Annotated in this window: 10 protein-coding genes; 2 read left to right on the plus strand and 8 right to left on the minus strand. The window is 45.6% G+C overall.

Going from position 1 to position 14,942, the window contains the following annotated elements; genetic code table 11:
• Window positions 1-275 precede the first annotated feature (275 nt).
• Window positions 276-3,830: a penicillin-binding Tp47 domain C-containing protein gene (locus ACTQ50_RS01300; RefSeq protein ID WP_441482625.1), complete on the minus strand. Its 3,555-nt coding sequence runs from the start codon at window positions 3,828-3,830 to the stop codon at window positions 276-278.
• A gap of 347 nt (window positions 3,831-4,177) precedes the next feature.
• Entirely contained in the window at window positions 4,178-5,026 is an 849-nt protein-coding gene (dapF, locus tag ACTQ50_RS01305) for a diaminopimelate epimerase (RefSeq protein ID WP_441482626.1), read from the minus strand.
• A gap of 150 nt (window positions 5,027-5,176) precedes the next feature.
• On the opposite strand from dapF, the gene ACTQ50_RS01310 reads away from it, so the two are divergent.
• Complete coding sequence (locus ACTQ50_RS01310) at window positions 5,177-6,007, plus strand: helix-turn-helix domain-containing protein (RefSeq protein WP_441482627.1); 831 nt, start codon at window positions 5,177-5,179, stop codon at window positions 6,005-6,007.
• Window positions 6,008-6,143: 136 nt separating this feature from the next.
• On the opposite strand, the gene secA is transcribed toward ACTQ50_RS01310, so the two are convergent.
• Window positions 6,144-8,720 carry a preprotein translocase subunit SecA gene (secA, locus tag ACTQ50_RS01315; protein ID WP_295307458.1) on the minus strand — a complete coding sequence of 859 codons (2,577 nt, stop codon included), beginning with the start codon at window positions 8,718-8,720 and terminating at the stop codon, window positions 6,144-6,146.
• Between the two features lie 332 nt (window positions 8,721-9,052).
• On the opposite strand from secA, the gene ACTQ50_RS01320 reads away from it, so the two are divergent.
• Window positions 9,053-9,685, plus strand: a complete 633-nt coding sequence (locus ACTQ50_RS01320; protein WP_441482628.1) for a 4'-phosphopantetheinyl transferase family protein — start codon at window positions 9,053-9,055, stop codon at window positions 9,683-9,685.
• A 141-nt stretch (window positions 9,686-9,826) separates the two neighbouring features.
• Here the strand turns inward: ACTQ50_RS01320 and hpf are convergent, their stop codons facing one another.
• The 5 genes from hpf to ACTQ50_RS01345 all read right to left on the minus strand — a co-directional run bounded on the left by hpf (window position 9,827) and on the right by ACTQ50_RS01345 (window position 14,942).
• Window positions 9,827-10,354 (minus strand): ribosome hibernation-promoting factor, HPF/YfiA family, encoded by a 528-nt coding sequence (gene hpf, locus ACTQ50_RS01325; RefSeq protein ID WP_118582188.1) that lies wholly within the window; start codon window positions 10,352-10,354, stop codon window positions 9,827-9,829.
• A gap of 94 nt (window positions 10,355-10,448) precedes the next feature.
• Entirely contained in the window at window positions 10,449-11,219 is a 771-nt protein-coding gene (hisA, locus tag ACTQ50_RS01330; protein WP_441482629.1) for a phosphoribosylformimino-5-aminoimidazole carboxamide ribotide isomerase, read from the minus strand.
• 174 nt (window positions 11,220-11,393) lie between these two features.
• A complete protein-coding gene (locus ACTQ50_RS01335) occupies window positions 11,394-11,822 on the minus strand; it encodes a hypothetical protein (protein ID WP_441482630.1) in 429 nt (142 codons plus the stop codon).
• Window positions 11,823-11,961: 139 nt separating this feature from the next.
• Window positions 11,962-13,152: a YgeY family selenium metabolism-linked hydrolase gene (locus ACTQ50_RS01340; RefSeq protein WP_441482679.1), complete on the minus strand. Its 1,191-nt coding sequence runs from the start codon at window positions 13,150-13,152 to the stop codon at window positions 11,962-11,964.
• A gap of 86 nt (window positions 13,153-13,238) precedes the next feature.
• A complete protein-coding gene (locus ACTQ50_RS01345; RefSeq protein WP_441482631.1) occupies window positions 13,239-14,942 on the minus strand; it encodes an N-acyl-D-amino-acid deacylase family protein in 1,704 nt (567 codons plus the stop codon).

Raw genomic sequence — 14,942 nt, forward strand, 5'->3', positions numbered from 1 at the left:
TATTTAATGATACCAGTGTCAAAAGGTCAAAAAGCCGTTCGTGCTTGCACGATAAGGCGTTTGAACTTTGGACACGCCAAATATGAGAAAGTAGCGATTTACACAGTAAATCAGCGGATTTCGAATATTTGGAGGATTGCGGGAGCAGCGTAGCTGCTGAGCAATCCGGGGTATCAAATGAGTGGCAAAAGACCTTTTGACACTCATATCATTTAATGGTTGTGTGTAAAACAGCAGCCATTATTTTGTTACTGGTCACGGAATGAACGGTAACATTATTTTACTTTTACTTTGAATTTCTTAGATACGCCATTGCATGTAACTGTAATGGTTGCTGTACCCTTCTTCTTACCTGTTACAACACCCTTAGTGGAAACAGTTGCAACCTTCTTGTTGCTGGATGTGTATTTTGCAGTTCCGCTGATACCATTCTTTGTTACCGTAAGGTTTGTTGATTTCTGTCCCTTTGTATAGATCACTGCGCTATTTGCTTTTGCGGTAACGCCAGCCTTCGCAACAATGATGTCAACTTTTGCGGTAAGTTTTCCAGCAGTTACTGTGATAGTTGCTTTTCCTGCTTTCTTTGCAGTTACTTTACCGTTCGCATCTACAGTTGCTACTGCTGTGTTGCTGCTTGTAAATTTAGCAGCTTCTGTGATTCCGCTCTTTGTTACATTAATAGTAGTTGTATTTCCTGTAGTTCCACCAGCGTAAATAGTTGCGGCCTGTGCTTTTGCTGTAAGAACCGGAGCTGGAGTTGGAGTTACCGGTTTTGGAGTTGGGGTTGGCTTTACAACTTCTTTAACAGTAACGGTGCAGGCTGCGCTCTTCAAGCCCAGTGTTGCTGTGATAGTTGCGGTACCAGCCTTTACAGCTGTTACTTTACCGTTTTTATCAACAGTTGCCACTTTTTCATTGCTGCTCTTCCAGGTAACATCACCTGTCATGTTGGTAGTAACTTTCAGTGTTGTTGTTTTGTTCTTGTCTGTATCCAGAGACGCTTTTTCTGCACTCAGCTTGAATTCCGCTTTTACAAGGCTGTCAATAGCTTCTCTTAAATGTCCGATCTGCTCTTCTACACCGTAAGTTGTCTGCTGGCTGATGTTTGCAAGCATGTCCTCGCACTCTTCCAGCTCGTTTACAATATTGTCTTTTGCAGCAGCCCAGCTCTCAGGAGTGTAATCAGCCTCATTTAAAGCTTTTGCTTCTGCGATAATGTTTTCCAGTGGAGCGGAATCTGCATCGCCTGCAGGTTTTGCAATATTTTCAGATGCAGCCTGGAATTTTACAGTGTAATCTGCATAGCCAAGTCCGTAAACTGTCAGTGTCCAGTATCCGGTTTCATCATATCCTTCTGGAAGCTGGCATCTTAAGGAATCACTAAGTCCAAGCTGTACTCCCATCTTTCTATGCATCCAGTTATCTGCTGCAAACTTAGTTCCATAAGACTGGAGCGGAGTGCTGTATGTGCTGTCATTTCCATAATAGGTCCATTTTACAGCCTGCATGGCCTCACCAAGACCACCATAGTTTCCGGTAAGGTCAACTCTGAGGAACTCACCATAGGAACCATTTCCAGGTTTTACAGTAGCTGTAATGCCATCTGCTGTTTTCTGTGCAGTATCCTTCAGTCCGGAATCGGAACCGTTTGCTCTTGCGCTGAAAGTAAAGGAGCCATCCTCCGCTTTCACAGCTGTCTTTAATCCATTGGTACTTCCGGTTACTGCCGCAGTTGCTGTATAGGCCTGTAAGTTATCTTCTCCAAAACCTCCGAATAAGGTTCCGCCATTTTCCACAACTGTATAAGCATCTTTAAATGCGCTATAGTCTGCTCTCTTCACTTTTACAGGAACGTATTTCAGTCCGGATACTACATAATGATCAATATTTTCTCCATTTACAGTGCCTCTTCCAAAAGAAGCTGTACTTCCATCCGTAAGGATCATTGTTGATTTATCCTTCCAGCCTGCTAAGTTGTATGAGTTTCCAGCTGTTGTATAAATTGTTGCGATTGTCTGGAAGCTTCCTCTATGAAGTCCATGATTGGAAGTTGCTCTTGTTACTGCGTCAAATGCGCCAAGGTCTTTCTCGCCTCTTCTGTCTGCAGTATCAGAGGAAGCTGTGCTTCCTGCATTGAGAACATTTTCAGCAGCCCAGTACTGAGCCCATGTAAGACCTGCGTATGCATAAACGTTTTCGCTGTAAGTAAAGGTTACATTTTCATATCCTGTTGCATATACAGTTACTGTATCACCTTCATTTACATCCGCCTTGGAAAAATCAAAGGAACCGTCTTCCTTAACAACTGTCACAGCTCCTCTTCCGGTTGCTGCATACTCTTTTTCCCCAACTTTTACTTTGGAAATTGCTTTGATGTATGCTGCAAACTGCTCAGCTGTAATGTCTGTAGCTGCTGTCAGCTTCAGATCATATTCGTTATATACAGCTGGCTTAACATCTGTTTTTGCCTCAAATGCTGTGCTGATAGGGGCATATTTTCCGTTTGCATCAGAAACAACAACCTCATGCTGTCCCATTGTCAGCTTGTCAATTGTTACAACACCATCTTTTCCTTCAGCCTTTACGCCGTCTACGGTATAAGAAACTGCAAAATCGGAAGGAAGCGCAGCGGAAAGCTCTACCTTAAGAGCTGTATCAGATGTTTTTACATCTGCTGCTGTTGCTGTGATTCCAGTTGTTACCGGAACATAGGTATCCTCAATATCAAAATTGATGATTCCCTTGCTTGTATAGTAGGTTACACTGGAAATGGTTTTGCCCATCATGGATACGTAATGCGCTGAGCTTACCGGACCGCCGTGAACGGTTGTGGTAAATCCGGTGCTCCATGCCAGATGGCCGCCTCTCCAGATATTTTCAAGATGGCGGAGAGCATAAGTAGTTCCGTCTGTTGTATTGATCACAGCGCCGTAAACACTGTCAAGAACTGCATTTGAATCACTAGACTGTAAAGTGATATACTTTCCAAAGGTGTCATCATTCAGATCTAACTCATAATCGCCATATGATGTATCTGTTGTAAATGTAGATGCAATAGAAACTGTCTGTGCATCCATTCCCTGAACTGGTCCAAATGAGAAGTTTCCAGCCTCATCTACGGTCAGCTCTTTATAATAAGAAGGAGCTTCTGTTAAGATATAATAAGAATAATCAGCACTTTCGATCAGTGCATTTTTTCCAGTGTAGGTGTTGTTGCTGGTCTGTCCTCTGTTTGTAACAGAAATGGTTACGGAAGTATCATCGGTAACCTGTTTCAGGTTTGCAAGGACAGATGGATCACTGATCTTTACTGGGAACGTTACACCAGCAAGATTGGTTCCTGCTGCATCTGTATGATAAGCTGCATTACCGTTCATCATACCAGCTGTTCTGGATTTATTTAAGGTAGCTGAGGTAAAAGCATCTACTATTACATTGTTGTTGCTAAGCTGGGATCTGTAAAAAGCCTCATATGGGATGTTCATTAAAACATACTCCACACCTTCAACAGACTGTGTTTCCACCTCTGTCTCTCCGTCAGAGAACAGCGCTGCTTCGGAATCAGAAGTAAATTCATCTTCTGTTTCTCCATCGCCAAAACCGTCCTCTTCCTCTGCTGCTTCAAAGCCACTTTCAGCAGCATCTTCAGAAGCTACGCCCTCAGAATACCCGTCATAAGTATCTGTCTCCTCCTGGGTATATTCCTCTACAACGGCAACATCACCAGAGGTAAAGTCTTCTGCCATTACTCCGACAGGTGAGCTGGTCATTGCAACAACCACGCTCATGATAATCGGAGCAATTTTTCTAAATAACTTTTTATCAGTCATTTTCTTCCTCCTCTTTAACTTTCATTAGTGTTTTCTAACATTTGTTAATTTAACACATTTGTGTTAGATGTGTCTATCTTTTTTTATGTGACACATTGTACTTTTTTTATCAATAAGAAGGAAGAACTGGACTTTAGCTCGTTGCCCGCGAAAAAAAAAGGATTCAGATGCAGAAGTCTTCTTACTTCTATACCTGAATCCTTACTCACTTTTTCCAATATTTTGCTGCTGCCTTACATTTTATTACAACTCAGATTACGAATGCAGTCACACCAGTGGGAAAGCTATAGGCGCGGAACAGCAAACTTTCCTATATGATGACGGTACCAATAGGCGACATATTCTTTTTATGAGAAAAAGCTCTCCGCCACACTGATCTCCGCAATATATCCAACTGTGCCGGTCATAAAAATGGTTCCGTCGTCCTGGATGTCGATCTGGATCATGCCGCCGGGCTGGTTTACATTAATCCGGTTCTCCATGAAGCCTTTTCGGTAAGCTGCAATGGCTGCTGCACAGCTGCCTGTACCAGATGCTTTCGTGTATCCGCTTCCCCTCTCCCAGATTTCAATATCCAGATTGCCCTTGTCGATCTGGCGGCAGATCTGCAGGTTCACTCTTTCCGGGAAATCATCTGCATTTTCCACATATGGTCCAAGCTCCCGCACTTTTTCCGGGGATACCTGGTCCATAAAAATAATGCAGTGTGGGTTTCCTACGGTAAGGCAGGTCGCCTTGTATTCCTTCTGGTTGAAGGTAAATGGCTCATCGATCACCTCGCGAATCTCACCCGTTACTGGAATTTCTTTGGAAAGGAAAGAGGCCTTTCCCATGTTTACACGGAACTCTGTGGCTCTGGCGTTTAGGCACTCTACCTCAATTGTTCCGGATAAAGTCTCAATGGCAAATTTTTTCTCTGTCACATACTCATTGTCCATAAGATATTTTGCAAAAATACAGACACCGTTTCCACTGATAGCGACTTCGCTTCCGTCGGAATTGAAAATGCGCATTCCCATTTTTCCATTAATCTCAACTGGTCCGTAAAGCACGCCGTCTGCGCCAAGGCCAAATCCACGCTGGCAAAGAAGAGCTACTTTTTTGCCCTGCAGCTGCAGTTGGTTTTTCTTTGCATCCAGTACCAGATAATCGTTTCCAAAGCCCTGATATTTTGTCATGATAATGCTGTCTCTCATTGTTTTCAATTCCTTTCTTCGTAAAACCCATCTTATGTATCCAGTATATCGTTTATTTTTCCAATGTATATAGAAGAACTTGCGAAATATATTGCAAAAAATGCGGTTATTATTTTATAATAGAGACATCTTACGAAGGAGCTGCTGCCTATGAACTATTTCAACGAACCCACGGAAAAAACCGGCTATCTGGAGCAGGACTTCCGGCTTTTTCACATCAAAGACCAGACCAAACGGGAATTTGCCTACCATTACCACGACTTTCACAAGGTGATCATCTTTCTCTCAGGAAAAGCAGCCTATCACATTGAGGGAAAGTCCTACTACCTAAAGCCCTGGGACATCCTTCTGGTAAACCGCCACGCCATCCACAAGCCGGAAATCGACTTCTCGGTTCCCTACGAGCGCTTCGTCCTGTGGATCCGGGACGATATCGCCCAGGCTGACCTGCTCCGCTGCTTCCAGAAAGCCATCGACCGAAGCTTCAACCTGATCCGCCTGGATTCTGATACCCAGGAAAAATTAAAGCAGCTTCTCTATGAATTAGAAGCCGCCCTAAAAGACGAAAAATTAGGGAGCGACCTCCTTGGAACTGCCCTCTTCACCCAGTTCATGGTTTATGTAAACCGCATTTTCCTGGAGAAACAGTACATCTACGACGCCCGCTCCTACAGCAGCGACTCCCAGGTGGAAGAGCTTCTCCGGTACATCAACCACAATCTGACCGAAGATCTCTCCATCGAAACCCTGGCCCGGAAATACTACCTGAGCAAGTACCATATGATGCGCAAATTCAAAGAAGAGACCGGCTACACCATCCACAACTACATTATCAACAAGCGTCTCCTCCTGGCCCGCACCAAAATTGCCGAAGGCATCCCCGTCTTAAAATCCGCCCAATTAAGCGGCTTTTCCGACTACACCACCTTCTCCCGGGCATATAAGAAGCAGTTCGGAACTGCGCCCAGCCAGATGCCATAAATTTTTCAGCTTCAAAAATTATAAAAAAGAACGGAATTCAGATCTTTTTCATTCTGAATTCCGTTCTTTAATTTTACGTGGACAGAACTCGCGAGGCATGTTCTGTTCCCTTTAAGATTCTATAAAGGCTGTTTTATTAAACATTCGCGGTCTTTCTACCACAGCACTGTTTGTACTTCTTACCGCTTCCGCAAGGACACGGATCGTTCGGATAAACCTTGATCTCTTTTCTCTGAACCGGCTTACGAACGCTGGAATCGTCCTTATTGGTACCAGTAACCTTAGCCACCTGCTCACGCTCGATCTTCTGCTCAACATGTACATGATACAGCATTCTGACAGTATCTTCCTGAATAGAAGTGATCATGCTGTTAAACATATCAAATGCAGCCATCTTGTACTCAACAACCGGATCTCTCTGGCCATAAGCAGTCAGGCCAATACCCTGACGAAGGATCTCCATGTCATCAATGTGATCCATCCACTTGCTGTCAATGCTCTTCAGAAGGATAACACGCTCAAGCTCACGCAGCTGCTCTGGCTCCGGGAACTCTGACTCTTTTGCTTCGTAAAGCTTCACAGCCTCTTCCTTGATGAGATGCTTCATCTCGTTCTTTTTCTTGCCCTTCACCTTCTCAGTGGTAAGCGGTTCGATAGGGATGATCTGACGGAGAACGCTGTTAAACTCGTCCAGATCCCACTCTTCGGAATCTACATCATCGGAAAAACACATATCTACTGCATTATCTACAATATCTGTGATCATCTTATAGATGGCATCACGCATGTTCTCACCGTCAAGTACCTGGCGGCGCTCTTTGTAGATGATCTCACGCTGCTCGTTATTAACCTGATCATAATCAAGAAGGTTTTTACGGATACCAAAGTTGTTAAACTCAATCTTCTCCTGTGCCTTCTCAATTGCATTGGAAAGCATCTTATGCTCAATCTGCTCATTCTCAGCTACGCCAAGGGAGGTGAACACCTTCATCAGACGCTCAGATCCGAACAGACGCATCAGGTCGTCCTCAAGGGAAATGTAGAAACGGGATTCTCCCGGATCTCCCTGACGTCCGGAACGTCCACGCAGCTGGTTATCAATACGTCTGGACTCATGACGCTCTGTACCGATGATCTTCAGACCGCCGGCAGCTCTTGCCACGTCATCAAGCTTAATATCTGTACCACGACCTGCCATGTTGGTTGCGATGGTAACTGCACCTGCCTGACCAGCCTGTGCTACGATCTCAGCCTCAAGCTCATGGAACTTGGCATTCAGTACGTTGTGCTGGATGCCCTCTCTCTTCAGCATACGGCTGAGGAGCTCAGAAGTCTCAATGGTAATAGTACCAACCAGTACAGGTTGCTGTTTCTCATGAGCTTCCTTAACGGACTGGACAACTGCATTAAATTTTTCTTTCTTTGTCATGTATACGGCATCGTCTAAATCCTTACGCTGAACCGGCTTGTTAGTCGGGATCTCAACAACGTCCATTGCATAGATATCACGGAACTCTTTCTCCTCGGTAAGGGCAGTACCGGTCATACCACCTTTCTTATCGTATTTGTTAAAGAAGTTCTGGAAGGTGATGGTTGCAAGGGTTTTGCTCTCGCGTTTTACCTTAACATGCTCTTTCGCCTCGATTGCCTGGTGGAGACCATCGGAATAACGACGGCCTGGCATGATACGTCCGGTAAACTCATCGACGATCATAACCTCGTCATCTTTTACAACGTAATCCTGGTCACGGTGCATCAGATTGTGGGCACGAAGTGCAAGGATAATGTTGTGCTGGATCTCAAGGTTCTCCGGATCTGCAAGGTTCTCAATATTAAAGAATTTCTCAACCTTCTTCACACCCTGCTCGGTAAGGTTAACGATCTTATCTTTCTCATTTACAACAAAGTCACCGGTCTCGATAACTTCCTCGCCCATGATCGCTGCCATCTTAGTCATCTCATGGCTGGCTTCTCCACGCTCTAACTGCTGTGCAAGGATGTCACAAACCTCGTACAGCTTGGTGGACTTGCCGCTCTGACCGGAAATGATCAGAGGAGTACGGGCCTCATCGATCAAAATGGAGTCGACCTCATCGATGATACAGTAGTGAAGGTCACGCTGTACCAGCTGCTCCTTGTAGATAACCATGTTATCACGAAGATAGTCGAATCCAAGTTCGTTATTGGTTACATAAGTAATATCACAGTTATAGGCTTCGCGGCGCTCCTCCGGCTTCATATCGTTCAGAACCACGCCTACGGTCAGTCCAAGGAATCTGTGAACCTGTCCCATCTCATCGGCATCACGCTTTGCCAGGTAATCATTGACTGTGACAACGTGAACCCCTTTACCCTCCAGGGCGTTTAAGTAGGATGGCAAGGTAGCTACAAGGGTCTTACCTTCACCAGTTTTCATCTCGGCGATACGGCCCTGATGAAGTACAATACCACCGATAAGCTGTACTTCGAAATGCTCCATTCCAAGTACACGCTTAGCCGCCTCACGGACAGTCGCAAATGCCTCTGGTAAAAGGTCATCCAGGGTAGCTCCTTCTTCCAGGCGTTTCTTAAATTCTCTAGTCTTACCGCGAAGCTCTTCGTCGGTTAATTTCTGCATTTCGGGACGCAGATCCTCGATTTTCTTAACGAGAGGCATGATACGCTTTACCTCACGCTGGCTGCGGGTTCCGAAAACTTTTGAAAACATGTTCATTTAGCTTTTATACTCCTGTCTATCTTTTTAGATGCTATATTGTGTAATATAACGAATTACATTTTTTGTAGAATTATACATTTTGTTTAACATACCAGTTTATTCTATCACTTTTTGGCATGGAAAACAATAAATATTTGGTGAACAAAATATGTCTGAAATCGCGCCTTGTTTTTATAAAATAGCCTGACGGGATTTACCAGAAAGATGCAAATGTGCTATAGTAAAGTAAGCGCGGCCATCTGAGGTTTGCAGTTACCAATGACAAGACATTCCAGTTCACCTTTGATGATAACATTTTGATCAGCCCCAATTTCAGGAGAATTTTATTTATGATCTATCTTTTTCAGGAACTTCGTACATTTTCAGTGCAATCCTTTGAGCGAAGCCTGCAGTTACTCCCGCCAGAACGCAGGGAATATGCGTTCCATTTCAAACATCCAGAGGACCAGAAGCGTTCTGCCCTGGCGTGGCTGCTTCTGGCATACGGATTGCGGAAAGAATATGGAATGGAAGCGGTTCCAAAATTTCGGAAAGCAGCTTCCGGGAAGCCTTTTCTCCTGGGTGCGCATATGCCTTTTTTTAGTCTCAGCCACAGCGGAGATTTCGTCGGATGTGCGCTTCATGACCAGGAAATCGGACTGGACATCCAGAAAATTACGGAGCCCAGGGATTCTCTGATCCGCAGGGTCTGCACCCAGGAGGAACTTGCCTCCTTAAAGTCTTCCCAGGATTTCTGCCGGATCTGGGCGATGAAGGAAAGCGCGGTCAAGCTTACTGGGGAGGGGATTACCGGAAACTTCCGGGATATTCTTACCCTGCATCCGGATATGCGCACCCACGCAGTTCCTTTGGAAAATGGGGCCGGTTTTCTGGCTTACAGTGTTTATGGCGAAACCGAACTTCCAATTCAAATAATTTCGACTGCGGAATTATTCTTAACCTCTTCCAGGTCGCTTATGTAAACCACTCTTTAGAGTTGCTCTTCCGCCCACAAGTCATATATCCAGTTGATTTCTTCTCCTGGATTAGCGTAATAATCCCGGAGACATATGCCTCCGGGACTCCATTGTTTCACATATTTAATTTTCAAAAAGCAGTTCTGCTTAATCCTCCGGCTCGATCAGTCCGTAGGTGTTGCCTTTACGTTTGTAAACCACATTCACCTGATCGGTCTCTGCATTGCAGAATACGAAGAAATTATGTCCAAGAAGCTCCATCTGAACGCATGCATCTTCTGGATACATCGGCTTGATATCGAATTTCTTGGTACGGATGATCTTAACTTCCTCATCCTCTTCGTAGTCCTTGTCCAGGTATGCCTTCTGGAAGTTGGCAGCTGACTGCTGCTTGTCCACGATCTTGTTCTTGTATTTCCTGAGCTGACGTTCGATTACTTCCTCTACAAGGTCGATTGATACATACATATCGTTGCTGACCTGCTCGGAACGGATGATGTTGCCCTTAACCGGGATCGTCACCTCAATTTTCTGTCTTTCTTTTTCTACACTAAGAGTTACGACAACTTCAGTGTCAGGAGTGAAATACCTTTCCAGTTTACCGAGCTTATCTTCTACTGCTGTACGAAGCCCGTCTGTCACTGTGATGTTCTTTCCGCTGATAATGAATTTCATGCTTCCATCCCCTTTGCTGTTTGATGGGTATATTATAACACATTATTCTTAAAATTAACATCATTTTCTGAAAAAATTACGAATTTTTTCACATTTATAAGTTGCCTATCAATTTTTCAAAAGGTATGGTGCCGCCAAACAGATCCAGGGCACTTCCCACGGTCACGTCCACTTTTCCGCCTGCTGCCATTTTCAGGTTCTGGATATCCTCCATGCTGCCAACGCCGCCAGCGTAAGTGACTGGATGTCCATTGTATTCACCAAGCAGCTTCGCCAGCGGGACTTCTATACCTTTTGCCTTGCCTTCTACGTCCACTGCGTGAATGAGGAATTCATCACAGTAAGCTCCCAGTTTTTCCATCAGTTCCAGAGTTACTTTTTCCTCTGTAAATTTCTGCCAACGGTCTGTGACCACGTAGTAGGCAGCGTCTTTTTTACGGCAGCTAAGGTCAAGAACAAGGTGTTCTTTTCCTACTGCTTCCACCATTTTTTCCAGGTTTTCCCAGGAAATGTGACCGTCGCGGAAGACGTAAGAGGTGACGATCACATGGCTGGCACCGGCAACAAGATAATCGGCAGCATTATCCGTGTTTACACCGCCGCCAATCTGAAGACCGCCTGGATAGGCTCCAAGGGCCAGCATCGCCTGGGCTTTCGTAGCCTGGAAATATTCAGAATCCGCACTGTTCAGAAGGATAATATGTCCTCCCTTCAGCCCCTTTTCTTTATACAAAGAAGCATAAAAAGCCCCATCCTGCTCCGACACAAAATTCTCCTGCGCCTGATTCCCCGCATCCTTCAGGCTTCCTCCTACGATTTGCTTTACTTTTCCATTATGTATATCTATGCATGGACGAAATTTCATGATGATCCTCCTTTTCTTGCATCTTTTTTCTAGAGCGTGTTTGAAAAAAGGCTTTCTGCAAGATGTATCTATCCTGTATTTTACTCACAAATTTATTGAAATCATATCACAAAAAGGCGTTGAATGAAACACCTCTCTTCATTCAACGCCTTTTCGTTTTACATCTATTTCTTATTATCTACCATTCGCCGCATTGTCCACAGCGTCTCCAACGCCTTCCACTGCATCGCCCACGCCATCCCCTACATCACGGACACCGTCAGCTACTCCATCGCCTAATTCTTCCACGCCTTCGCCGATTGCGCCGGAAACGGAGTTGTTATTTTCGGTCACATTATCTTCAGGAACAGCACCGTCACCTGCTGTACCAGCGTCATCCGGTACTGCGGTATCACCTGTCACATTGCCGTCTGTTACATTTCCATCTGTACCATTATCCCCTGCGTCATCCAGCATATTATCATCTTCTGCATTATCCATGACATCATTGGTGTTGTTTGGAACCTCGTCTGCCGCATTGTTATTGTCGTTTCCGCATGCTGTGAGCATACATAATGTAAACACCAGCAAAGTACCTATGAGCATACGTTTTACTTTTTTCATCTCATCTGTCTCCTTTTCTATAAGAATACTTTCAGCTGAAAATACTGCTGTGTATTCCTAATATGTGCAGATGAAGAAAAACTATTCTGGAAGAAATTTCTATTTTATTTTCAAAACTTAACCAAACAAGAATTAATTACTAAAGCAGCAGCGCCTCCATCACCGCATAATAGCATTCCACCGCCCCATAAAGCTGGTCCAGTTCTACATATTCATCCACAGTATGCGCCAGGTCCTCTCTGGACGGGCCAAGGCCGATGGTGGGGATGCCTTTTTCGCCGGCGTAATGGCTGCCGTTGGTGCAGAAGCTGTACTGGGTAAGTTTGGGATCGTAGCCTGCTTCCCGGACTTTCTTCAGGATTTTCTGGATGTAGTCCTGCTTTGGATCATAGTACCAGCCTGGGAAAAAGCGCTCGCCCTGGATTTCCTCATCTGTGTAGCACTTCTCGCTGCCTACGGAAAAAGAGGCCTTGGCAGAAAACTCCGGATCTTCCTTTTCCAGCTGGCGGATCAGCTCCTGGATGGGAGCCAGAACGCTCTCTCTGGTCTCCCCGGTAAGCAGTCTGCGGTCCAGGGTTGCCCTGCAATACTCCGGAACTACGGAAGCGCCAGGATAGGGGGAAGAAATAATATCGGTTACTTCCAGGATTCCCTTTCCCAGATGCTCATGGACAGGCGGCTGAAGCTTGTCAATTTCGCCAATGAGCCTGCACATTTTCTTTACTGCATTGATCCCCTTTTCCGGATTGGCGGAATGGGCTGCTTTTCCGAAGGTTTCCAGAATGATCTCCGCACGTCCACGCTGGCCGGTTTTGATGTTCAGTTCGGAAGCTTCACCGATCACCACATAGTCTGGTCTCACCAGCTCGCTGATGCTTCTGGCTGCCACGCCCTCGAAGCACTCCTCATGAACCACTCCCGCCGTATAAATTTCCCCGGCAAAATCCTTTCCATGATCCTCCATAAAGTAGGCAGCCGCGCAGAAAAAAGCAGCAACTGCCCCTTTCATATCTGAGGTTCCACGGCCATATAATCTGCCATTTTCCACTACCGGCACGAAAGGATCATGCTTCCAGGCCTCCTTATTATCAGCCGGAACCGTGTCCATATGTCCATCAAAAAGCACCTTGTTTCCAGGCCTGTCGCCTTTGATTTCCCCTACCACATTGCCGTATTGATCTGTGAAAAAATCGTCAAACTTCTTCTGGCGCATAAAGTATTTCAACGCTCCGGCGACCGCGTCTTCCTCACCGGAATAACTTCTATTGGAAATCAGTTTTTTGCAGAGGGCAAGAACCTCCGCTTTTCGCTCTTCTGTTAATTTCATAATGACCTTTCCTTCTTCCATTTGCAACCTTATACATTTTCCTATAATGCCATGGAAACGCTCCCACAAAGCCGAGAAACAAATTTCGCTTAAGCATTTCTCCGCACAATTCTGCCGCTTCTGGAATTTTTCCATTTATCCTGCTCTACCGCAATCTCTCCGCCCACCAGCACATAATCAAATCCTGTACAATACTGATCCGGGTTCTGGAAATCCGCGTGAACCTTTAACCGGTCCAGATGAAATACATTGATGTCTGCGGGCATTCCTTTTTCCAGGGTTCCCAGTGGAAGTCCCAGAACCTGGGCCGGTTTTGCCGTCATTTTGTATACTGCATCTTCAATAGAAAAAACTTTTTTATCCCGCACATAGTCGGTGAGCAGCTTGGGAAAAGCACCGTAAACTCTTGGGTGATATTTGCCGCCAGCAGGATAGATGGCATCAGAGATCAGATTTGCCCGGCTGTCTTTCAGAAAATACAGCATGTCCTCCTCTGAGGCAATGGTGTCCAGCATGGTGACCTGACAGCGCTCTGCCAGGAGGATATCATACAGGGTATCATAAGGATCCTGCCCAAACTGTTCTGCGATTTTTGCAATAGACTCCCCTGCAAAGCTTCTGAATTTCTCTGTATGTAAGGTGCTGGCATAGATCCTGTCAAAGCCAGCCAGCTCCACAATGTTCTCGAAAATATCAGAAGGCTGCCTCAGAACCTTTGTAATCTCTTTCCTGCAGGATGGATCTGCCAGCCTTGCACAGATGGCGTCTGTGCCCCCTTCCTGGAACTGTGGTGGAAGAAGATGCACCAGCTGGGTGGAACCAGTCAGATAGGGATACAGGTCAAAATCCACCTTCACGCCGCGCTCTGCGGCCTGGTCAAACAGCTTTAGGATCTTCACCGGTGTCTCTCCCCAGTTTTTTCTTCCGATGCATTTCATGTGGCTTACATGCAAAGGGATCTGTAGCTCTTCCGCCACAGAAATCACTTCCTGCAAAGCCAGAAGGATCCCGTCTCCTTCATTTCGGATATGGGTGGTAATGGGAATGTCAGTGCCCTTCAAGGGCTGCAGTGCCTCCACAAGCCCGTCTCTGTCATATTCAAATTCCGGGGCATAGGCAATTCCAAGGCTGATCCCAAGGGCTCCTGCTGCCAGGGATTCCTCCACTGCCTTCCATACCTGGTGTACTTCTTCCTTAGAGAGCTTCCCAGGGGCATAGCCTTTTACTCCGGCCCGGATGGTTCCATTTCCTGCAAGCATTCCGGTGTTGACGCTGCGCTTTTCCTTTGCCAGTGCGGACATGTAGGCAGACATGGTTGACATAATTTCAAGAGCATCTCTCTCACTTTCTTTCGCTGAAATTTTGCAAGACGCCTCTTTCTTTTTTGAGGAAAGTACGCTTTCAGTATCCTCTATAGTTCTATCTTTCCCCAAACGAAAATCCCCGGTCACGCTGCTGAGAAATCCGGCGATCTCTTTCCCAAACTTCTCTCCAGCCGGAGCCACCGAAAGCCCGCAGTTTCCATTCACCACAGTGGTCAGTCCCTGCCGGTTCAAAAGCTCGTCATCCCCGTTTCCAAATGCCTGCCAGTCCCCGTGTCTGTGAATGTCAATGAAGCCGGGGGTTATATAACCACCGGCTGCATTCAGCACACGCTCCTTCGGAAAATCGGCAGGAATCTCCACATGAGCTCCCACTTCCGCGATTTTCCCATTTTCTATTACAAGATCTCCATGAAATGGCTTTTCCTTTTTTCCATTTACGATCCAGCCATCTTTGATTATGTAGTCCAT

This window comes from Blautia sp. Sow4_E7 (assembly GCF_052116245.1).
Taxonomy (GTDB): Bacteria; Bacillota; Clostridia; order Lachnospirales; family Lachnospiraceae; genus Blautia_A.